This is a genomic window from Rhodothermales bacterium (assembly GCA_041391505.1).
Classification (GTDB): domain Bacteria; phylum Bacteroidota; class Rhodothermia; order Rhodothermales; family JAHQVL01; genus JAWKNW01.
In genome coordinates, this window is the sequence record JAWKNW010000023.1 from 42,046 (window position 1) to 62,981 (window position 20,936).

Annotated in this window: 17 protein-coding genes; 5 read left to right on the forward strand and 12 right to left on the reverse strand. The window is 64.8% G+C overall.

The features are described 5' to 3' along the window. Positions 1-141: 141 nt before the first annotated feature. The 3 genes from R2834_18655 to R2834_18665 form a co-directional block, all read right to left on the reverse strand. On the reverse strand, positions 142-795 hold the full coding sequence (locus R2834_18655) for a hypothetical protein (protein MEZ4702360.1): 654 nt from the start codon (positions 793-795) through the stop codon (positions 142-144). A 124-nt stretch (positions 796-919) separates the two neighbouring features. Then, positions 920-2,422, reverse strand: a complete 1,503-nt coding sequence (locus tag R2834_18660; GenBank protein ID MEZ4702361.1) for a hypothetical protein — start codon at positions 2,420-2,422, stop codon at positions 920-922. Positions 2,423-2,451: 29 nt separating this feature from the next. After that, on the reverse strand, positions 2,452-4,017 hold the full coding sequence (locus R2834_18665) for a M20/M25/M40 family metallo-hydrolase (GenBank protein ID MEZ4702362.1): 1,566 nt from the start codon (positions 4,015-4,017) through the stop codon (positions 2,452-2,454). Between the two features lie 69 nt (positions 4,018-4,086). Here R2834_18665 and R2834_18670 point away from each other — a divergent pair, with 69 nt between their 5' ends. Beyond that, positions 4,087-5,073: an aldo/keto reductase gene (locus R2834_18670; protein ID MEZ4702363.1), complete on the forward strand. Its 987-nt coding sequence runs from the start codon at positions 4,087-4,089 to the stop codon at positions 5,071-5,073. 84 nt (positions 5,074-5,157) lie between these two features. On the opposite strand, the gene R2834_18675 is transcribed toward R2834_18670, so the two are convergent. From R2834_18675 to R2834_18695, 5 genes are all read right to left on the reverse strand, one after another. After that, the gene (locus R2834_18675) at positions 5,158-5,967 is read right to left on the reverse strand and encodes a fumarylacetoacetate hydrolase family protein (GenBank protein MEZ4702364.1); all 810 of its coding nucleotides are present in this window, start codon (positions 5,965-5,967) and stop codon (positions 5,158-5,160) included. A 344-nt stretch (positions 5,968-6,311) separates the two neighbouring features. After that, positions 6,312-9,341: an efflux RND transporter permease subunit gene (locus R2834_18680; GenBank protein ID MEZ4702365.1), complete on the reverse strand. Its 3,030-nt coding sequence runs from the start codon at positions 9,339-9,341 to the stop codon at positions 6,312-6,314. Between the two features lie 39 nt (positions 9,342-9,380). Beyond that, on the reverse strand, positions 9,381-10,475 hold the full coding sequence (locus tag R2834_18685; protein ID MEZ4702366.1) for an efflux RND transporter periplasmic adaptor subunit: 1,095 nt from the start codon (positions 10,473-10,475) through the stop codon (positions 9,381-9,383). A 49-nt stretch (positions 10,476-10,524) separates the two neighbouring features. After that, the gene (locus R2834_18690; GenBank protein ID MEZ4702367.1) at positions 10,525-11,997 is read right to left on the reverse strand and encodes a TolC family protein; all 1,473 of its coding nucleotides are present in this window, start codon (positions 11,995-11,997) and stop codon (positions 10,525-10,527) included. A 39-nt stretch (positions 11,998-12,036) separates the two neighbouring features. Then, positions 12,037-12,693 (reverse strand): helix-turn-helix domain-containing protein, encoded by a 657-nt coding sequence (locus tag R2834_18695; protein MEZ4702368.1) that lies wholly within the window; start codon positions 12,691-12,693, stop codon positions 12,037-12,039. Between the two features lie 86 nt (positions 12,694-12,779). On the opposite strand from R2834_18695, the gene R2834_18700 reads away from it, so the two are divergent. The 4 genes from R2834_18700 to R2834_18715 all read left to right on the forward strand — a co-directional run bounded on the left by R2834_18700 (position 12,780) and on the right by R2834_18715 (position 17,257). Continuing rightward, a complete protein-coding gene (locus tag R2834_18700) occupies positions 12,780-13,325 on the forward strand; it encodes a DinB family protein (protein MEZ4702369.1) in 546 nt (181 codons plus the stop codon). Positions 13,326-13,462: 137 nt separating this feature from the next. Further along, the gene (locus R2834_18705; GenBank protein ID MEZ4702370.1) at positions 13,463-14,596 is read left to right on the forward strand and encodes an efflux RND transporter periplasmic adaptor subunit; all 1,134 of its coding nucleotides are present in this window, start codon (positions 13,463-13,465) and stop codon (positions 14,594-14,596) included. Between the two features lie 79 nt (positions 14,597-14,675). Continuing rightward, the gene (locus R2834_18710) at positions 14,676-15,908 is read left to right on the forward strand and encodes an ABC transporter permease (protein ID MEZ4702371.1); all 1,233 of its coding nucleotides are present in this window, start codon (positions 14,676-14,678) and stop codon (positions 15,906-15,908) included. A 104-nt stretch (positions 15,909-16,012) separates the two neighbouring features. Beyond that, positions 16,013-17,257, forward strand: coding sequence for an ABC transporter permease (locus tag R2834_18715; GenBank protein ID MEZ4702372.1), 1,245 nt, complete (start codon positions 16,013-16,015; stop codon positions 17,255-17,257). A gap of 91 nt (positions 17,258-17,348) precedes the next feature. Here the strand turns inward: R2834_18715 and R2834_18720 are convergent, their stop codons facing one another. From R2834_18720 to R2834_18735, 4 genes are all read right to left on the reverse strand, one after another. Beyond that, positions 17,349-17,561 (reverse strand): hypothetical protein, encoded by a 213-nt coding sequence (locus R2834_18720; protein ID MEZ4702373.1) that lies wholly within the window; start codon positions 17,559-17,561, stop codon positions 17,349-17,351. A 289-nt stretch (positions 17,562-17,850) separates the two neighbouring features. Further along, the gene (locus tag R2834_18725) at positions 17,851-18,999 is read right to left on the reverse strand and encodes a hypothetical protein (GenBank protein ID MEZ4702374.1); all 1,149 of its coding nucleotides are present in this window, start codon (positions 18,997-18,999) and stop codon (positions 17,851-17,853) included. Positions 19,000-19,058: 59 nt separating this feature from the next. After that, a complete protein-coding gene (locus tag R2834_18730) occupies positions 19,059-19,523 on the reverse strand; it encodes a RidA family protein (GenBank protein ID MEZ4702375.1) in 465 nt (154 codons plus the stop codon). Between the two features lie 108 nt (positions 19,524-19,631). Then, positions 19,632-20,933 (reverse strand): aminotransferase class V-fold PLP-dependent enzyme, encoded by a 1,302-nt coding sequence (locus R2834_18735; GenBank protein MEZ4702376.1) that lies wholly within the window; start codon positions 20,931-20,933, stop codon positions 19,632-19,634. Between the last annotated feature and the right edge of the window lie 3 nt (positions 20,934-20,936).

The following is a 20,936-nucleotide window of genomic DNA, read 5'->3' on the forward strand; positions in this document are numbered from 1 at the left end:
CGTAAGTGACAGCGATCTACGCGGAGTTCGCCGTCGATCGTGAAAGGAGGTACCCGAAACAGGCTGTAGCGAGATGCAGAGGCGGTGTTGTCTGGTGATGCACTGAAACTATTGCGCGGTTAGCCCCGCTGCAAGTCCTTTTCAGCTGCCCTGCTGATCCTCGAACCGCATGCTGCGAAGGACGCGCTCGTACACCGGCCAGTTGGCTTCGTAATGCGACTTGACCCCTTCGACCATGATCTGGTAGCACCGCTCGCCCCGGATCAGGTAATAGATCTGCCCCTGGACGGCGATGTCCGCATCCATCTTCTGATACGAATAGGCCATGCCGTATCCGTCCGGAAAAAGATTGCGTGGATCGTTGTCGCTCAGCACCTCCTCCTCGGACCACAACACGCCCGGCGGGTGATGGGGAAACGACTGCATGATCGTCTTGCGGCCCAGCGACCAGAGGAAGCGGCCGTACCAGCCATGAAATCCCTCCATGCGCACCTGCACGACATGGTATTCAAAGGCGTCCGGCGCCGGCAGCCTGGTGGAGTCCACCCGCGTCGTCACCAGCAAACCCAGACCGTAGATGGCGGCGCTGCTGTCGGCGCCGGCGTACTGCTCCCCCTTCTTGCGTGCATATTCCGCCTTGGACACCAGAATCAACGGGCCGACCTCCTCCCAGTCGGCCGGCACCTGGAACGTCATCCCGATGGCCTGATAATCGATGGGCTGCATCTCGTCCGGCGACACGGTGTGCCACAGGGAGAAGAGATGCGCGAGGGCAAGCAACAGAAGCGGAACCATAAGCACGACGAAAGGAGGCGACGCGGCGTCATTGCCGCATGGGTGAGTCGTTACGCCCGCACAGCACCGCTGGCATCCAGACGGCAAAGATGCATCCAGCCCGTCGCGGCGTCGAGTGCCGGCGTCACACCCCGATGGCGATCTCTACCCAGTCCACGCGGATGGCAGCGTCCGCCTCGACCGCCACGTCGTTGTAGCCCCGTCGCAGCGCGCCGGCGGGAATCTCGAACAGGCTTCGGCCCCCCGCTTCCTGCTTCCGGATCCCCGCGTCGCGCAGATGATCGGCGGCGGCGTCGCGCAGCCACGGACAGACGACCCCGTTGACCCGAACGGTTGGCCGGGAGCCGTCGAGCTTTAGCTCGACGCGCGCCGTCTGACCGTCCGCCGGCGGGGGCCCGATGGCGAGCTGAAAAACGGCCGATGTCCCGGTGAAGGGCAGGACGCTGCGGGCTCTCGGCTCCCCCTCCGCCCAGGGCGCGACGAGGGTGACGACGTGGCGGCGTGGCGCGGCCGCCAGCGCCTCGGGGTGGCCGGCGGCTTGTACGAGCCGATCGTGCGCCTCGCGCGGCCAGTCGCGCAGCGGGTCGGTGAACAGGTTAAAAAAGTAGACGGCGTCCGCCCCGCGGTCCCACGCCGAGGCGAGGATGCCGCGCATCTCGTCGGGCGCCAGCGTCCGCCGACCCATCGAGCCGGCGTCGACGCCGTCCTCCAGGCTGACCGCCACGGGAACGTCCGTCCCCGCGAGCGCGGCCTTCCAGTCCTCCACGCGGATATCGCTGTTCGCCGAGGACCACCACGGCGCCGCGATCACCAGGTCGACCAGGCCTTCCCGGGCCCAGGCGACAACGTCATGGCCGTGAGCCAGCGAGACATGGGGTGACGTGGGCACCCGCACGGCGAGGTGGACCGGCCTGCCCAGGCGTTGGCCGGCGGCATCCGTCATGGCGCGCGCCTCCCGCACGAGCGCCGTCATCAGCGGCACGCCGGCGGCCTCCTCACCCGGCCGGAAGTACAGCGGAAACCGGAGAAAATCCAGCTCGATCCCATCCGGATCGTAGCGCTCGCTCACCTCGCGGATCAGCGCCAGGTAGTGATCCCGGACCTCCCCCTCCGCGTAGTCGAGTCCGGTATTCTCGAGGCGCCATTCCGGATGCGCCCGCCAGAACCGGCTATGGAGCGGATGGTCGGGCTGGTCCGGCAGGTGCGCGTCGTTCATGCGCACGCTGATCCAGGCCCCGATGCCCGCTTCACGCGCGCGCTGCAGCATCCGCCCGGGATAGTCGACGCCCTGCTCGTGCAGGATCCGCTCGTTCCGGATCCACTCGACCGACGTCGTATCCTCTCCCTCCCAACCGGATTCCCATGCCGCGCTCGCATAGTTGGTGCGCTGGGCGTTGACGTTCACGAACAGGTCGGTGATGCCGAGGGCGGCGTATTCATCGACGAATCGGTCGATCGTCGCCCCCTCGATGGGGCCGAAGGTGCCGATAAAGAACTGCGAGCTGTCGAGGTTGTAGAGCACGCGGCCGTGGACCGGCGCCGGCGTCTCCGCCGGCCGCGCGCAGCTCGCTACGAGCAGGAGCGTCAGTGCCAGTACGCGCCATCCGTACGTATCGGCGGCCTTCAAACGTGCCGAATGAAGGGGCCCCGCGGTCATCAGCGCGGCGCCCGGCGCGGCGCGCGGCACGTCGGCCACGGGCGCGGCTCTTTCGTACGCGGGTTGATCGGGAGCTGCGCCTGTTCGCGGCCGAATCGCACCGGATCTTCCGAGGCCATATACGCCATCATGGCCGCAAGCGTCGCGTTCTCCTTGAGATCGTCGAAGACGATCTTGTCGTACGTATCCCGGTTGGTGTGCCAGGTGTACTGGCGGTACTCGTCGTAGGGCGACTGGAGCCGGAAGCTCGGCACGCCGGCGCACACGAAAGACGAGTGGTCGCTGCCGGTGTTGTTCTGCTCGCCGGGCATTTCCAGGGCGATATGGCTCGAGATCTCGGTCGGCACCGCCGCCATCCAGCGGGGGATGTGCGCGTCGGCATCCAGATAGCCCTGCCCTTCGATTTTCTCAAACCGCCAGGTGCCGTTGTCCTGGTTAAAGGCCGCCTGCAGACCTTCCATCACTTCGGGATGATCCTCCCGGAACGACGCCGACCCGATCGTGCCCATTTCCTCAGCGCCCCAGTGCCCGACCACGATCGTGCGGCGCGGGTTCGGGTAGGTTTCCTTGAGGATGCGCATGGCTTCCAGCATCGTGATCGTCCCGGTGCCGTTGTCCGTCGCGCCGGTGCCGGCGTGCCACGAGTCGAGGTGCGCCCCGAGCAACACGTATTCGTCGGGCAGTTCGGTGCCCGTGAGCTGCCCGATCACGTTGAACTGCGGCACCTCGCCGAGCGGCTCGGCGTCGGCCTCTACGCGGAGGCGCACCGGGCGACCGCCGGCGGCGAGCCGATACAGCAGGCCGTAGTCCTCGCACCCGATATCGACCCCCACACCCTGCGACACCGAGGTGCTGAATATCTTGTTGACGCCCCATCCGCCGGACCAGCGCGAGATGAGCACGCCGGCCGCGCCGGCGCTATCCACGATCGCTTCCCGCCGGAAGGCCGGCCCGACGGCTTTCAGCCGCTCCTCCCACGCGATGCGGTCCGCCCGGCGCAGCGAATCGAGCCGCTCGATGGTTTCGGGGCGCGCGTTCGCTTCCAGCTCCTGCATCGCGCGGCACATCCGTTCGGGCGGCGACAACATGACGAATTTACCGCGGATGCTGGATAGCCACGCCGGCAATGTCTCCTTCGTCAACCCTTCCGGCGCCATGACGACGTCGCCTTCCACCGGACCGTTCGTCCCCGGGCTCCAGGCCAGCAGCTCCGCTTCCAGGGTCTGGACGCGGGGTTCGATCATGTCCACATGCAGGATGCCCTGCCGCCACGCGTTCCAGGTGCCGTATTGCTCCTTGCGGGCCGGGATGCCCCACGACGCATACAGATCGAGCAGCCACTGCTGCGCGTCAGCCAGATTCTGGGAGCCGGCGAGACGCGGGCCGTGGACGTCGATCAGTTCGTGCGCGAGCGCCTCGGTCTGCGAGCCGTCGATGCCGACTTCCCACATGTTCTTGATGACGGGATCTTCGGTGGGGAACGTCTGGCCGACGCTGCTTTGCGCGGTTCCAAGTAGACAGGCCGTCAGCAGATACAGGAAGCGACGCGGGGAAAAAGAAGACATAGCGGCATTACTATATGGGTTGCAGTAGATTACGCCCAGGCGTACGAAACCCGAATATACATAATCGACATGACCTACCGCACCCTCGGCAAAACAGGCTTCCGGATTTCAGAAATCGCCCTCGGCACCTGGCAGGTCGGCGGGCGCTGGGGCACCGGTTTCGACCATGCGCTGGCGGACCGGATCCTCGGCGAAGCGATCGACCGCGGCATCAACTTCATCGACACGGCGGATGTCTACGGCGGCGGCGAGAGCGAGAAGGCCGTCGGGCGCGCCGTCCGGGCGTCGGGCGAGCGCATCTATGTGGCCACGAAGTGCGGCCGGCAACTGAAACCCCATGTGGATGCCGGCTACACGCCGGCGGCGCTGCGCGGCTTTGTCGAGGAATCGCTGGTGCGTACGGGGCTCGACTGCCTGGACCTCATCCAGCTCCACTGCCCGCCAACGCCGGTCTACTACCGCCCCGAAATCTTCGAGACCTTCGACCGGCTCAGGGACGAAGGCAAGATCCTGCATCTGGGCGTCAGCGTCGAGAAGGTGGAGGAAGCCCTGAAGGCGATCGAATTCGACAACGTGACCAGCGTCCAGATCATCTACAACCTGTTCCGGCAGCGGCCGCACGACCTCTTCTTCGCCAGAGCGGCCGAAAAAAACGTCGGGATCATCGTCCGCGTGCCGCTCGCGAGCGGCCTCCTCACCGGGACCCTCTCGGCGTCGACGACCTTCGCCCCGGGCGATCACCGGCAGAATAACCGGCAGGGCGAACACTTCGACCGCGGCGAAACCTTCGCCGGCATCCCGTACGAAGCCGGCCTCAAGGCCGTCGAACGGCTCAAACGGCTGTTTCCCGGCACGGAGAACCTCGCGACCGTGGCGCTGCGCTGGGTCCTGATGCGCCCCGAAGTGAGCTGCGTCATCCCGGGCGCCTCCCGACCGGAGCAGGTCGTCGCCAACCTGAGCGCCTCGCAACATCCTCCCCTGAGCCCCGATGCGATGGCAAGCATCCTGCAGATCTACGAGGAAGACATCAAGTCCTGGGTGCACCCGATGTGGTGAGACGGGTTAGATGATCCGGGGTCACCGTTCGCGGGATGTCTCACCCACACCTCGAACCGTGAACCTGACACCTTGAACCCTTCATCACGGCGTCAACGAAAGCCCGATCCGGCCCAGGTGTTCGAACACGACCTCGGCGCGGTCGCCGGCGCCGACGGTCGGATTGTCGATCATGCTGCCGGTGATGACCACTTCGCCGGCACGCAGCATGTGGCCGTGTTTCGGCAGTTCGTTCGCCAGCCAGAGCAGGGCGTCCCAGGGAGTCGTGCCCATGATCTGCCGGCCGGCGCCGGAGGACATGATTTCGCCGTTCACCTCGGCGCGGGCCATCTCTTTGGCCAGATCCAGGACATCGACGGGCGCGCGCGTATCGCCGACGATCACGCCGGCGTTGGAGAGCGCGTCCGCGATCATGTGGTTCGTAGACGGCGCGGCGTCGGCCTCATTCATCGCGCGCATCCGCACCGAGATCAGTTCGATGGCGCCCGTCACTTCCTTCACCGAGGCGCGGAGGGTTTCCATCGTGACCTCCGGACCCGGGATGTCGCTCCCGATGATAAAACCGATCTCGGCTTCGACCTGCGTTTCGCCCCCGACAAACCGGGCCGGATCGATCGTCGAGCCCGGCTCGAACCGGTCGGATGCCAGCATGTAGGCGAACGAGGGATCGGGCGTGGGGTTGGCCGGGGTGACGCGCGAGCCGCCCATCTTCCAGCCGATGAGGGCATCGCCGGCGGCGAGCTGCTGGTCGAGGGCCGCGAGCTGAATGGCGTACGCCTGCGTACGGTCCAGGTCGGGCATTCCCTTGACCAGGGCATCGGTCGCCGCTGCGGCACGCTCGTTTTCCAGCAGCACGCGCGCCGCCGAAGCCGGCGGCGTATCCGGTGCCAGCATCTCAGCCGCCCCCGCATCGCGCGGAGCATTCCCACCGGGTTCGCAAGCGGCAAAAAGAAGCAAAAGGCTGCCGGCAAGCAGGCATGAGGTTCGATTGGATGGCATAGGCCGTGTCTGATGTTGAGCAAAAAATGAGCGCGACATCCTTAGAGAATACGGCGTTTCAAGAAAGCATCCAAAACAACGCACACCCCTACGGGGCCATCGCATGCTCTTCAAACGTGAGCATCTCCCGGTACGGGAGTATGGGGGTATGGGAGGTTTTGCGGTAAAAATGCCCCCATGCACCCAAACTCCCCTACGCTTCTCACGGCCACGGCGAGCATGCGATGGCCCAGACGCCCCTATCCCCGCGTCAGCAGCTTGTACAGCACCGGCACGACGACCAGCGTGAGCACCGTCGAGGCCATCAGGCCGCCGATGATGACCCAGCCCATCGGGCTCCACATCGTCGAGTTGGTCAGCGTCAGCGGCAGCAGGCCGCCGATCGTCGTCAGCGTCGTAAGCACGATCGGACTGAACCGCGTCGAGCCGGACTCACGGACAGCCTGCTCGACCGTTTTCCCCTCCCGGACCAGCTGGTTCGCAAAATCCACCAGGATGATCGAATTGTTGACGACGATGCCCACGAGGCTCGTCAACCCGATGAAGGCCGAGAAGCTGAACGTAAAGCCCGTCACGAGCAGCGCCGGCACCGACCCGATGATGGCCAGCGGGACCGCGGTGATGATGATCAGGGGCTGCCCGAACGAACGGAACTGCAGCACCAGCACACCCAGGATGCCCAGCAGCGCGATGACCAGCGCGGAGGTAAGACCCGAAAAACTCTCCTGCTGCGACTCCAGCTTGCCGGCCACGAAGTACCGGTACCCCGCCGGCCACGCGTACGCCTCCAGCCGATCGATCAGCCGATCCGTCACCTCGAACTCCGAAAAACCCTCCTGCACGAACGACGTCACCGTCACATTCCTTTCGAGGTTGTAATGGTCGATCCGCGTGGCCGCCGACTCCAGCTCGACGTCCGCCACCTGGCGAAGCGGGATGCTGGCGCCGGTGAACGAGCTGACATGGATCCGGTCGAAGTCGGCCATCGACGGCTGTCCGTCAAGCGGCAGCCGCAGGATGATGGCGTGGTCGTCGCCGCCGGCGTCGCGGAACGTGGCGACCGGCAGCCCCGCCAGGCCGGCGCGGACCGTGCGGTCGATCTCTACCAGCGGCACCCCCAGGAGCCCCGCCTTGTCGCGGTTGATGCGGACGTGCAGATCCGTTTTCGGCGCGCTCAGGGGATTTGCGATGTTATCCGTCCCGTTCGTCGCATACATCATCGCCGCGACCTCGCCGGCGAGTTCTTCCAGCCGGTCGATCTCCGGGCCGATGACCTTGATCGCGATGGGCGCCTCGACGGGCGGGCCGTTCTCCAGCTCGAGGATGTCGATGTCCGCCCCCGGGATGCCCGTGAACGCCGACTTCAGCCCGTGAATCAGCTCCGGCATCGCGTCGAGGCTGGTCGCCTCCACCATCAACTGGGCGATGTTGCTCTTCTCGCCGCGGGGGATCACGTTGTAATAAAACCGGGGGTTGTCCCGCCCGATGTTCGAGGCGTACCCCGCCACCTCGTCGCGCCCGTCGAGGATGCGTTCCACGTCGCGCGTCACCGCGTCGGTGTAATCGAGATTCGAGCCCTCGGGCGTCTCGATATTGACGATGAACTGGGGCTTTTCGGCTTTGGGGAACAGCGAGACCCCCACGAGCGGAAACAGCGCGATGCTGCCGCCGAAGGTGGCGAACGCCAGCATGAGCACCAGATAGGGCCGGCGCAGCGCGACATCCAGCACCCGTTTGTACGGGCCCTCGACCACCCGGTCGATCCAGCGCTGCAAGACGGGCGGGCGCTTGCCGGCGTCTTCCGCCCGGAGGAAACGACTCGCCAGGAACGGCGTGAGGGTCAGCGAGATGAGCAGCGAGGCCACCAGCGCATAAATCACCGTCACCGGCATGCTCCGGATGTACTGCCCGCTGTCGCTCTCCATCAGCACGATCGGCAGAAAGGACAGCACCGTCGTCACGGTCGCGGCGACAACCGGCCAGCCCACCTCCGTCGTCCCCTTGATGGCCGCGTCGATGCCGGAGAGCCCCATCTTTCTGAACCGGGTGATGTTTTCCACCACGACGATGGCGTTGTCGACCAGCAACCCGAGCGCCACGACGAGGCCGACGATGCTCATCTGCTGGATGCCGAACCCGCTCAGATCCACCCAGCCGATCGCGATCATCACGGAGACCGGGATCGCGAGCACGACGATGAGGGAAGCGCGGCCGCCCAGCGTCAGCAGGATGACGACGCCGACCAGCAGCACCCCCTGCATCAGGTTGCCGAAAAAGCTGTTCACCCGCTCGTGCACGCTGATCGACTGGTCGAACGCGGTCTCGACCCGGATGCCCTCCGGCAACGTCCGCTCAAACGCGCCGATCCGCGCCTTCAGCCCATCCATCACGTCGAAAATATTGGTGCCCTCGCGCTGGACCACCGTCACGAACACCGCGCGCTCCCCATTGTATCGGGCGCGGTAGGTGGCGTCCTCGTACCCCAGCTCGACCGACGCGATGTCCTTCAGGTACACGATCCGGTCGCCCATGCTGTGCACGATCGTGTTGCGGATATCGTCGATCGATCCATAGTCGCCGCTCGTCTGGATGTTGTACCGGCGTTGGCCCAGATCGACGCTGCCGCCCGGGATGTTCTGGGCATTCGCCTGGATCGACTGGATGACCCGGTTGAGCGGCAGCCCGATCTCGCGCATCTTGTCCAGATCCAGCCCGACCCGCACCTCGGTTTCCGGGTAGGCCCACACTTCGGCGCGCTTCACGCCGCCCACCCGCTCCAGCTCTTTTTCGAGCTTCTCGGCGTTCTCCTGCAGGATCCGATAGCTGGCAAACTCCGAGACCAGCGCCGTTTGCAGGATGAGGACATCCGCCGTCGAGAAGCGGGTCGTCTTGACGGAAAGCACGCCGGCGGGGAATTCGCCGCGGACGCCGTTAACGGCCAGCGTCACCTTGTCGTAGGCGTCGTCCGGATCGATGTTGGTGTAGAACTCGACGACAACCGTCGCGACGCCGTCTTTCGTCGTCGACGCCACGCGGCGGATGTCTTCGAGTTCATTGATCGCATCCTCGATGGGATCGACGATCAGGCTTTCGAGGTCGGCCGGACTCGCGCCCGGGAACACGACGATGACGCTGGTGCCCGGGGTCTGGATGGCCGGATCCTCGGCGCGCGGCATGGTCGCGAAGCTCACGATCCCGAGGAGCGTCAGGAGCAGCACCATGACGATCGTGAACGGGTAATTCTGTATGGCAAGCGATGGAAGTTTCATGGCGCAACAGGTGATAGGCTGGATGCGGAATGGGGTGCGTTATTCGACGATGCGGACGGCGTCACCGTCGCCGAGGAAGCCGGCTCCCTCGGTGATCACGGTCTCCACCCCCTCCAGGCCCTCCGCCACGGCGACATCCCGATCCATCATCCGCCCGATGCGGACGACCAGCTTGCGGGCCCGTTGCTCCCCGTCGATGCCGAATACGATCCCTTCGTCGCCATCGCCCTCGACCAGCGCTTCCACCGGCACAAAGTCGTAGGCCTCCGTCAGCGAGGGATACAGCGTGGCGCGCCCGATAAAGCCCGATTTCAGCTTGCGCGCGGGGTCGGCCACGGCGACTTCCACCTCGAAGGTGCCGCTCAGCGGATCGGCGGCGTCGGCGATCTCGGTGACGTACCCGGCGAAGGTGACGTCCGGATAGGCGTCAAACACCAGGTGGGCCGAATCCGCCAGGCTCAGCTTCACGATGTCCCGGTCGGCCAGCCCCATGCGGACGATCCATCCCCGCTCGTCGGCGGCGAAGAGAAACAGCGGCTGGCCGGCCTGGACGAGTTCGTTCGGCTCCCCGAGCCGGCGGAGGATCCGCCCCGTGGCCGGCGCCACGATGACGGCGTGCTGCCGGTTGAAGGCGGCGATCCGGTGGTTCGCCGCCGCGATCTCGGCGCCCGTCCGGGCATCCTGAACCTGCTCGAGCGTGGCGACGGAGTCCGCATAGAGCGCCTCTACGCGCTCCAGATCCCGCTGCGCCTTCTCCAGCCCCCGCTCGGCCTGCAAGACCTGGGCATCGATCTCGGCCATGTTCAGCCGCGCCAGCAGATCCCCTTTCCGGACGCGCGCCCCTTCGTCGACCGCGATCCCGTCGACGATGCCGCCGATCTTGAAGGACAGCTTCATCTCGCTTTTGGCCGCCAGCCGGCCGCTCGTGTAGATCGGCATGGGGCGCGTCTCGCGGACGACGGGGGCGGTCCGCACGGCCAGCGTCTCGACGCGGGCCGCCGTCTGCTCGGCGCCGGCGTCGCGGTTGCAGCCCACCAGGCTGATGGCGAGCAACACCAGGGCCGGCGTGAAGGCGAGGGCGATCAGCACGCGACGCGTCGCCGGGGTTCGAGGTACGTTGAGGTCGTTTTTCATGATGGGATCTATAGGTTTGGGCTGTCCTTTCGGGGAAATCCGGGATGGCTCATTCGCCGACGCCTGTCTCGGCAGCCGGCGCGCCGGCGGCTCCGCCGGTCGCATACTCGAGCTCGGCCAGACGGATCAGGAGATCGTAGCGGGTGATCGTGCGATTGAGCTCGGCGCGCGTCCAGACGTCGCGCGCATCCAGCATGGTCACCTGGTTCTCCATCCCCTCCTCGTACTTGCGGGATACCCGGCGATACGCCTCGCGCGACGCGCGCAGCCGCTCCTCGGCGGTGTCCACCGACCGGCGGGCGACGTCCAGGTTGTCCATCGCATCCTGCACCTGAAGCCGGATCTGGCTGTCCAGCTCCTCGCGCTGAATCCGCAACCGCTGCGTGTCGAGCTGGGCCTGCTGGATGCGGGCGCGTTCCTGGAAGCCGTCGAAGAGTTTCCACTGGAGCACGACCGACGCCATGTAGTACGACCGGTCGTTCGTGAATCCGTACTGCTCACCCTGGATGCCGAGGTCGAGCGCCAGGGCGACGCCCGGCAGGAGGTGGGTCCGCTGGATGTCCACCGACGCGCTCGAAGCGAGCACGGCCTCGTCGAGCTGCCTGATTTCATGCCGGCGGGAGAGCGCCTCGATCGCCACGGCTTCCGCCGGCCGCACGCCGGCCAGGCGATAGCCGCCGAGGGCCTCGGCCGGGAGCAGCGCCTCGTCCGCCGGCAATTCGATGGCCTCGCCCAGCGGGCGATTGATCAGAAAATTGAAATAGGAACGTGCCAGATCGCGCTGGCGCATCGCGTCGGCCAGCTGCTGCTCGACATCGTACCGCTCCACCCGGGCGCGCATCACGGCCTCTTCCGTCGCCTTCTCGTTCGCCACGAGGCGCTCGTTCACACGCACATATTCATCCACCACCTCCCCGGCCGAGGTATAAATCTCGACCGCGCGTCGCGCCTTCAGGTACTGGTAGTAGGCGACCTTGATGTCGCGCACCAGCTGCCGGCGAAACGCGTCGAGCCCCGCCTCCTGCGCATTCAGGAGATGCCCCTGAAGCCGGTAGTTGTGCCGGATCGCCGGCTGGTAGAGCGGCTGGACGACCCGGAACCGGGTGTCCTGTTCGCGTTCCCGCAAAAACGGAATCTGGATGTTCTCGAGCGTGGGGAACGTCCCGGGCTGCCCCTGGGACATGAGGATATCGTTCAGCGTCTGGTACACCGGGTTCATCAGATCCCCCACCGGAAACTCGATCTGCCGCCCGCCGCCGGCGCGCGAATACCGGGCTTCGATCCGCATCTCGGGCCAGAACATCCCCCGGGCCTCGTCCAGCGCGCGCAGGCTTTTTTCCAGATCGAGCGTCTGCTGACGCAGCGCCAGGTTACTCGACAGCCCGGCCTCGACATAGCCGTCGAGCGGCGTCGGTTGCGCCCTCGCTTCCTGGGTGCGGGTCATGTAGCCCAGAAGCAGCACAGCGATCAGCGCGACCAGCCAGAAGTGCCAGTTTCCCGCGCAAGAGCATTGACGTTTCATCAGCTTTTGACAGTTTGTCAACGGAAAGGGTAAAATTTTTTACGCCACCGGCGGCGAGGCCAGCGAACGCATCATCATGGAGAACCCCTGTTCGATCAGGGGCTCGGATTCTACGGCATGCATCTGCCGGAGCAGCTCCGCCTTCTGGGCGGCGATCTGGATCAGCCCGTGCGTAAAGCCCCAGAGGGTGATCGCGGTGAGCATCGGATCGCCGATGTCGGCCCGGATCGAGCCGTCGGCAATGCCCTCCGAGATGATCGTCGCCATGAACTGGAGGATGCACTCCCCCTCGCGCATGCAGGCCGCGGCGTTTTCGGTCTCCGCGACCTGTTCCATGTTCACCTCGCGGGATTCGATGTCGGCCATGGCCTGAAAATACTGGGGCTGCTCCCTGTGAAAGGCTACATACGCCCGTCCGATGGCGCTTATCTTGCCAAGACCATCCGATGGAGCGGCCGCGGCGACCTCGAAGGCATGCCGGAGCATTTCAAACGCCCGAACCGTCAGGGCCAGATACAGGTCGTCCTTATCTTTGAAATAAAAGTAGATCAACCCCCGGCTGAGACGCGCCTCGTCCGCGACATCGGCCATGGTGGCCTTGTCGAAGCCTTTCTGCGCGAACACGCGTTCGGCGGCGTCGATGATCTCGCTCCGCCGGCGCTCTTTTTCTTCCTGACGTCGTTCTGCCGTGGACATTGATTTCGGTGTGCCGTACACTCATTGACACTTTGTCAACGCTTGTACAGGCGTACAACGCACAGGTTGCACAGACCCGAAAAAAAATGCGAATAACCCCCCTTTCGCCCGTAGAGGCCATCGATGCCGCGCAGGAGTGGAACCGCCTGATGGCCCTGCACGATCACCTCCGCGCGCTCGCGGACGCCCCGGATGATGTGTTGTTCGCGACGGCCGAGGGCGTCTCCGCCTGGTCGAGAGCCGCGCATCTGTACCACCTGGCGACCTCCAATTTCGGGATCGCGCGGCTCATTCCGCGTCTGATCCAGGGGGCGATCGCGTCGTCCGAATCCGCCGTCAAGCCGGACGGCATCGCCATGCTGTTATCCGGCACCCTGCCCTCGGGGCTGGCCGCGCCGGCCGGCGTGGTGCCGCCGGACGCCCTCGTCCGCGAGGCCGTCATCGAGCGTCTGGAAAAAGCGCACGACCAGGTGCGGGCCGTCGAACCGGTGCTGCCGGCGGCGGCCGCTTCGCCGGCGCGCTTCGATCATCCCTACCTCGGCCCGCTGCGGCCGTCCGAATGGCCGCGTCTGATGAATGCGCACACCCTCCACCACCTCGCCATCGACGCGCGCATCCACAGTCGCACCTGAGCGCACGGCGTGCCCGCGTGAAAAAACCGCCCGTAACATCGGCGGGGGCTCGTCCGTAGAGCGAACTGTTTCCAGGGATCCGCCCGGTCAGGTCGCACAGGGAAAGCCCGCCTCACCTTCACCGTTTGCACAGCCACATGAAAGGAGCCAAGCGCCTCATTCTGCTTCTCGGCGTCGTCATCGTCATCGCCGGGGGCACGTTCGCCTTCAAGGAATACAACGAGAAGGATACCGAAGAAGTCATCCCCCATGTCGTGGTCGAGCGGGGCAACATCGTCGACAAGGCGCTGGCGGTGGGGACGATCGAGCCCCGGGTTGAGGTGAGCGTCAAATCGCAATTTTCAGGCGTCGCCCGCCGGCAGTTCGCCGACGTGGGCGACTTCGTCAAGGCCGGCGATCCGCTCCTCGAGATCAAGCCGACCCCCACGCCCCGCGAACTGGTCGATGCCGAGCGGATGATCCAGCTCCGCCAGATCGAGGTAGACAACCTCAAGGCGGAATACGAACGGCAGCAGCAGCTCCACGAAAAGCAACTCGTCGCCGACCAGGATTTCGAGCGCACCCGTCGCGGCTACGAAGAGGCCAAATTGCAGGTGCAGATGGCGAGGGAGCAGCTCGAGTTGCTGCGCGAAGGCCGCGTGGCGACCGAAAGCGGCAGCTTCGAAACGGTGGTCCGCGCCCCCGTCAGCGGCTTTATTCTGGATAAGATGGTCGAGATCGGCGACAACGTCGTGCCGCTCACCAGCTACCAGGAAGGCACGGTGCTGATGACGATGGCCGACATGAACGACCTGATCTTCCGGGGTACCGTCGACGAAATCGACGTGGGCCGGCTCAAGGAAGGCATGAACGCCCTCATCAAGGTCGGCGCCCTGCCGAATGCCGAGGTGAAGGGGCTCCTGGCCCGGATCTGGCTCAAGGCGGAGAAAGAAGACAACTCCACGGTCTTCCCCGTCGAACTCGAAATCGCCTCGGCGACCGAGCAGGCCCTCAAATCTCCCGAAGGCAACCCGGTCAACGTGGTGCTCCGCGCCGGCTATTCCGCCAACGCCGAGATCATCATCGAGCAGCGCGAGAATGTCCTGCTCATCCCCGAACGCGTCATCGAATTCAGCGGCGACACGGCCCGCGTGAACATCCTGCTGGCCGACAACTCGTTGGAGGAGCGCATCATCCAGACCGGCCTGAGCGACGCGATCCAGATCGAGGTCCTTTCCGGTGTCGAGGAAGGCCAGAAAATCCGCGAAAAACCGCCCAAGGTCATCGAGTAGGAACACGACCTATCGTGTCCCCAGCGACCCAACGTGTCCCTGCGCCTGACTGCCGATTCAACCCAGGACCGCTCCCAGCATGCGATTTATCGCCACATTATCCCAGTTTTTCCACGATCTGTGGGCCCAGCGCCTGCGGACTACCCTGACGATCCTCGGAATCACCTGGGGCACGGTGGCCGTCATCGTCCTCCTCGCGTTCGGCGTCGGGCTTGAAAAACAGACGCGGAAGAACATGCACGGGATGGGGGACGGCATCGTCGTGATGTTCGGCGGGCGGACGACCAAACCCTTCGAGGGCTTCCCCGACGGACGCTACATCCCGCTGCGCGAGGACGATACGCGGATCCTGACACGCGAGATTGCGGACATCCGCAGCATCAGCCCCGAATACATGAACCGGCGGACGCCGGTGCGCGTCGGGTTGTCCTCGACCATGCCGGCCATAACGGGCATCTACCCGGTGTACGGCGACATGCGGAACGTCATCGCCGAACCCGGAGGCCGGTTCATCAACGACCTGGACATGAAGCACCGCCGGCGCGTCGTCGTGCTCGGCAACGAGATCAAACGGCTGCTCTTCGCCGACGCCGACGCCGTGGGCCGGCAGGTGCTCGTCGGCGAAACGCCGTTTACCGTCATCGGCGTGATGGAGCCGAAAACGCAGAACTCGTCCTACAACTCGCGCGACTCGGATCGCATCTTCATCCCGGCCAGCACGCACAAGTCGCTCTTCGGCGACCGGTATGTGAACAACATCATCTACCAGCCGACGGACCCGACGCTGAGCGAGGCGGTCCAGACCCGGGTGTACGAAGTGCTCGGCCGAAAAAATCGCTTCGATCCGACCGACGAGGATGCGCTCGGCATCTGGGACACGAACGAGGCCGACAAATTTTTTAAATACTTCTTCCTGGGCTTCAACCTGTTCATGGGCGTCATCGGCAGCTTTACGCTGACGGTGGGCGGCATCGGCGTCGCGAACATCATGTACGTGGTCGTCCGCGAGCGCACCCGCGAGATCGGCGTGAAGCGCTCGGTGGGCGCCCGCCGGCGCGACATCCTGCTTCAGTTTTTCGGTGAGACCTTTCTGATCGTCGGCATCGGCGCCCTGTTCGGCTTCGGGATCGCGGTCGGCCTGGTGCAACTGCTCGGCATGCTGCCCATCCAGGACGCCGTCGGCACCCCCCAGGTGTCGCCGATGGTAGCGATCACCACAATGGGCCTGCTCGCCGTCATCGCCTTCCTCGCCGGCTTCTTCCCCGCCCGCAAAGCCTCCCGCCTCGACCCCGTCGAGTGCCTGAGGATGTGAGGGCTTGCGCCGTTCAACGTTCGAGGCCCCAGGCTCAACGTACCTTTGCTTTAACCGTCGCGGTGCCTTAAACCTTGAACCTCGAACGTTAAACCCCTATCCCCATGTGGAAAATCCTCCTTCAGGAATTCTGGAATGATCTGCGGACGCAGAAGACGCGCGCGTTCCTGACCATGTTCGCGATCACGTGGGGCACGCTGTCGGTGGTGCTGCTGCTGGCGTTCGGCGAGGGGCTGGGGAAGACTATGCAGAACGGCCTGCTCAACGCCGGCGATCGCATCTTCCAGATTTATGGCGGAGAGACGAGCAAGACGTACGAAGGACTCGACAAGGGCCGGCGCATCCGGCTCATCCGGGAGGATCTCGCGCTGCTGAGACAGACGATCCAGGATGTCGACATGGGCAGCATCTCGTACGGACGCTGGGGCGTCGCGCTGCAGGTTGGGCAGAACAAGACGACGACCTACATGGAAGGGGTGATGCCTGAGTTCGAGGACATGCGGCGGATGTATCCGGCCGAAGGCGGGCGCTTTCTCAACATCCGGGACGAGGAGCAGAAACGACGCGTCGTGTTTCTGGGCGACGAACTGGCCGGCCGGCTTTTCGGCGACACCCCGCCGATCGGCGAGTCGGTCATGATCGACGGGTTGCCCTTCACCGTGATCGGCATCATGCAGACGAAACTGCAAACGTCGATGAACAACGGTCCGGACGCGAACCGCGCCATCATCCCCTCCTCCACCTTCGAAACGATTTACGGCCACCGGTATGTGGACCACATCGTGCTGCGCCCCCGCAACGTCCTGGTGGCGCCGGCGGTGAAAGAGCAGGTCTACGCCGTCCTGGGCAGGAAATACAAATTCGACCCGTCGGATGAGCGGGCGCTGGGGGTCTGGGACTTCATCGAGAACGAAAAAGAAGGCGCGAAGGTGTTTTTCGGCATCACAGTCTTTCTCGGCCTCGTGGGCGGACTCACGCTCCTGCTGGCCGGCGTGGGCGTGGCCAACATCATGTACGTGACGGTCAAGGAGCGCACGCGCGAGTTTGGGGTCAAGCTGGCGCTCGGGGCCCGCAAATACCACATCCAGGTCCAGGTGATCTTCGAGGCGCTGCTCATCGCACTCACCGGCGGCGCGATCGGACTCCTCGTCTCGTACGGGATCGTCAAAGCGATGCAAAGCATCCCGAACAAGGAAGGCGCGATGGAATTCCTGGCCAATCCGGTCCTCTCCACCCCCGTCGCCCTGATCACCGTGGCCGTACTGACGTTTATCGGACTCCTTTCAGGGTATTTCCCCGCCCGCAAGGCCGCCAACGTCGATCCCGTGGAATCGCTGCGGTACGAATGACCGCAGTTGGGACAGGTCGCTTCCGGTAAAAATGGCGAGGCGTAGCGGCATCGAACCAAACATGTTCGATACCGCTACGCCTCTGCACCATTTATCGCAAAACAGGCTCTTCGAGCGTGCTGGCGGTCCGGTACAGTTCGAAGTACAACGCGGCCTTGCTGCGGTACTCAGCCGCCATCCGCTGGCGCTGTTGTTCCGGCATCAGAAAAAGACGACGACGCGAAGACTCCAGATAGTCCCGATCCAGACCTTCCAGGCTCGTGAGCCCGTCCTTGATCGAATCGACAAATGTATGTTGCTGCATGGAAGTGCTTGTATACGAATCAGGTACTCTAAATGAACGAGATGCTCAAGGTACGCATGCGCCCGGCCGGCGCGGTGTACGCTTTGGCCAGAAAGCCGCGGTAGGTTTGGCGATCTCCGACGAGCGCTTTGGCGCGAACGAAGCAGGGCTTTAACACCGTCACCCGCCCCGACTCACGCCGGCTCTTGCTGGAACAGTCTGCTCAACCCCTGTCCATCGCGGAGAAGCCGACAGATCTCCTCAACATCGACACACATTCGCCATCACTTTACCCCTGACGGAGAAGCGCCTACAACTCCAGGTCCAGCGACGGCGCAAGGCTGTCGACGGCCGGCGGTTCTGCCAGGTGAGGCGCGATGCGGGGCAGCCAGTCCGGATCGAGCTCCACCTCGTCGCGCCGCATGTCGAACCGCACGACGACGTCGGCCTGCGAGGCGGGGCCAGGCCGGAAACGATGTTCTTCCAGCGTCACGTACACGTCCGGACTGTACCAGATGGCGCGGCGGAAGGGCCCCTTTGGGGTATGGAGCGTGTCGGCATACGCGGCGCGGCCGAGCTTCCGTTCGAGCGTGTTGAGCATTTCGACGAAGCCGATCGTCTGGCCCTGGGTGTTGTCGAATCGCACCTCCATCGCACGCAGGCTGTCCACGCGCGGCAGAAAATGCAGGGTCACGCGGGCCATATCCAGACCGTACAGGCTCCGACCGCGTACCTCAAAAAACGGCTGCACCAGGCTGTAATCGATGCTTCCGGACACCCCGTCGCGCGCCGGCTCGGTCTCCCGGCGATACAGGTAGCGCCAGGACGCGAAGGGTTCGGTGATCTGCAACTGGACGGTCCCCACCTCCTCCAGCGCGGCGAGAGCGGCGGACATCGTTTCGTGCGCCCGGGCGATGGCGCGCTGAATCGCGAGCCGGCGGGCCCGAAGCGCCTGGTCGTACACCAGCACTTCGGCATAGCCGTCCCCCATCCCATACGCCAGCGTCACGCGTTCCCCGACCCATTCCCGAAAATCGACCTGCACGAACATGTCCTCCCCCGGGATGGTCTGCTCGTTGACATGCGTCGGCGGCCCGTACGCCGCGGTTAGCGAATCGAGCACGGCGCGCTGCCGGACGGTGCCGGCATCCAGATGCAGCAGCAGGGCATACAGCTGCCCATCGATCACGCCGGCGTCGGCACGGACCACCGGGGCCCCGAAGATCTCGCGGTCGCCGTGAAACGGCATCGACAGCTGATCGGCGAACCGGCTGCCGAAGACCTCGAATTCGAGCACATCGTATTCCATCGTCGTGCGCCGCGCCTCGCCGATCACGCTGCTGTACAGCGAGTCCCCCAGCACGTATTCCCGGAACCCCTGCGCCGCATCCAGCCGCCACACGCCCGGCGCCGGAGCCTGACACCCCGCACCGACCAGGCAAACCAATAGAAGGGACAATGCAGATCGCATGACCGTGGATCACACTCGGATAAACCGGAAGGAAGACGCGACGCGTCCTATTTCGCCGCGGTCATCATGATTTCGACGCGCGCATCCAGGGGAAGGCGGGCAACCTGGACCGTCGCTCGAGCCGGCGGGGCGCTCGGGAAATAGGAACCGTAGATCTCATTTACGGCGCCGTACTCCGCGAGATCCGCTAAAAAAATCTGGACCTGGACCACGTCGGCTAGCGAGAAGCCGGCGGCCTCGAGTACGGCGCGCTGGTTTTGCATCACGCGATGGGTCTGGGGCCCGACCCCGCCCTCCACCAGGGCGCGGGTTTGCGGGTCGAGACCGATCTGGCCCGCGAGAAACAGCTGGTTGCCGACCTGAATGGCCTGCGAATAAGGTCCTATGGCCGGCGGGGCCTGTTCGGTGGCGATGACGCGCCGGCCGGCGGTTTCGGCTGGCGGCTCGGCGGGAGGGACGCAGCCGGCGAGGGCGAATGCGGCAGCGACATACCAGGAAGTGGGGCGGGGCATGGATGAATCCTGGGGGCAAGACACAATGAATGAATCAACGGACGGCGCGCGCGGCGGTCTTCCGCGTGCGTCGAAGGGGCGTCTCAACGGGACAGGAGCAACCCGCGATCAGGCCGCAGGAAGACCGTGTTTGATCACGTGCTCCATCGCATCGACGAAGCGGTCGAGTTCCTCGAGCGTCGTGTAAACGTTGGGGGTCACGCGCAGACCTTCAAACTCGGGATGGATGATCGGCACCACGATGATGCGGTGCTCCTTCCACAGGTAGTTTTTGAGCGCCGCAGTATCGACCCCGACCACCTGGACGTTGCCGATCGCGCACGACATACCGGGGTTGAGGCTGGTGTTCAGGCGGACCCGATCGTGCTGGAGCAGGCGCTCCGCCCAGTATCGGGTCAGGTAACGCAACCGTTCCTGCTTCCGCTCCGCGCCGATGCCCTGATGGAACGTGAGCGCGTCGGCGATGGCGAGGTAGTTCGCGGCGGGGTGGGTGCCGATCTCCTCGAACTTGCGGATGTTGTCGTCCATCGATTCGGGAGAGGCCATGAGCGGCCAGAGGTCCTTGATCTTTTCCTTGCGCACATACAGCAGCCCGGTGCCATGGGGCGCCAGCAGCCATTTATGCAGGCTGGATCCGTAGTAGTCGCAATCCAGATCCTCATGCTTGAAATCGAAATGCGCGTACGCGTGGGCGCCGTCGACAATCACGGGGATGCCCCGTTCGCGGGCCATCTGGACCACCTTTTTGACCGGCAGGATCTGCCCCGTGATGTTCACGATATGGCACATCAGGATCATCCGCGTCCGCGGGGTGATGTGCGATTCGAACAGGCGCACCACCTCGTCGTCGTCCTCGGCGGGGATCGGCAGGGGGAACTGCACGAGGCGGATGCCTTCCCGCCGCTCCCGCTGCTTGAAGGTAGTGATCATCCGGCCGTAGTCGTGCGTCGTGGTGAGCACTTCATCGCCGGCCTTCAGATCCATACCCAGCTGGCAGATCTGGAGGCTTTCCGAGGCATTCCGGGTGAGCGCGATCTCTTCCGTATCGCACCCGAAATCACGGGCCACTCGCTGCCGAACGCCCTCGCGCTGCGGCTCCAGGATCTCCCACATCGTATAGACCGGGGCGATGTTCGAGTAGTCGAGGTACCGTTTCATCGCCGCCTGGACGTCGGCCGGCGCGGGGCTTACCCCGCCGTTGTTCAGGTTGATCAGGCTCCGATCCACGGTGAACGCCTGCTGCACGGTCCGCCAGAACGCCTCGTCCATCGCCACCTCTTCCGGCGTGCCCGGATACGTAGAGAGGGTATCGAAAAGGCGGGGAAGCGCCTCGGGGTTGAGTACGGCGGCGGTCAGGGCCGCCGCGGCGGGGCGGCCGATATGCCCGAAGAAGGCGCGTCGAGTCGACATAAG

Excerpts from the sequence above, each read along its gene's own strand:
- R2834_18655 (MEZ4702360.1), bottom strand. The coding sequence starts at position 795 with ATGGTTCCGCTTCTGTTGCTTGCCCTCGCGCATCTCTTCTCCCTGTGG.
- R2834_18665 (MEZ4702362.1), bottom strand. The coding sequence starts at position 4,017 with ATGTCTTCTTTTTCCCCGCGTCGCTTCCTGTATCTGCTGACGGCCTGT.
- R2834_18670 (MEZ4702363.1), top strand. The coding sequence starts at position 4,087 with ATGACCTACCGCACCCTCGGCAAAACAGGCTTCCGGATTTCAGAAATC.
- R2834_18675 (MEZ4702364.1), bottom strand. The coding sequence starts at position 5,967 with ATGCTGGCACCGGATACGCCGCCGGCTTCGGCGGCGCGCGTGCTGCTG.
- R2834_18680 (MEZ4702365.1), bottom strand. The coding sequence starts at position 9,341 with ATGAAACTTCCATCGCTTGCCATACAGAATTACCCGTTCACGATCGTC.
- R2834_18685 (MEZ4702366.1), bottom strand. The coding sequence starts at position 10,475 with ATGAAAAACGACCTCAACGTACCTCGAACCCCGGCGACGCGTCGCGTG.
- R2834_18690 (MEZ4702367.1), bottom strand. The coding sequence starts at position 11,997 with ATGAAACGTCAATGCTCTTGCGCGGGAAACTGGCACTTCTGGCTGGTC.
- R2834_18695 (MEZ4702368.1), bottom strand. The coding sequence starts at position 12,693 with ATGTCCACGGCAGAACGACGTCAGGAAGAAAAAGAGCGCCGGCGGAGC.
- R2834_18700 (MEZ4702369.1), top strand. The coding sequence starts at position 12,780 with ATGCGAATAACCCCCCTTTCGCCCGTAGAGGCCATCGATGCCGCGCAG.
- R2834_18705 (MEZ4702370.1), top strand. The coding sequence starts at position 13,463 with ATGAAAGGAGCCAAGCGCCTCATTCTGCTTCTCGGCGTCGTCATCGTC.
- R2834_18710 (MEZ4702371.1), top strand. The coding sequence starts at position 14,676 with ATGCGATTTATCGCCACATTATCCCAGTTTTTCCACGATCTGTGGGCC.
- R2834_18715 (MEZ4702372.1), top strand. The coding sequence starts at position 16,013 with ATGTGGAAAATCCTCCTTCAGGAATTCTGGAATGATCTGCGGACGCAG.
- R2834_18720 (MEZ4702373.1), bottom strand. The coding sequence starts at position 17,561 with ATGCAGCAACATACATTTGTCGATTCGATCAAGGACGGGCTCACGAGC.
- R2834_18730 (MEZ4702375.1), bottom strand. The coding sequence starts at position 19,523 with ATGCCCCGCCCCACTTCCTGGTATGTCGCTGCCGCATTCGCCCTCGCC.
- R2834_18735 (MEZ4702376.1), bottom strand. The coding sequence starts at position 20,933 with ATGTCGACTCGACGCGCCTTCTTCGGGCATATCGGCCGCCCCGCCGCG.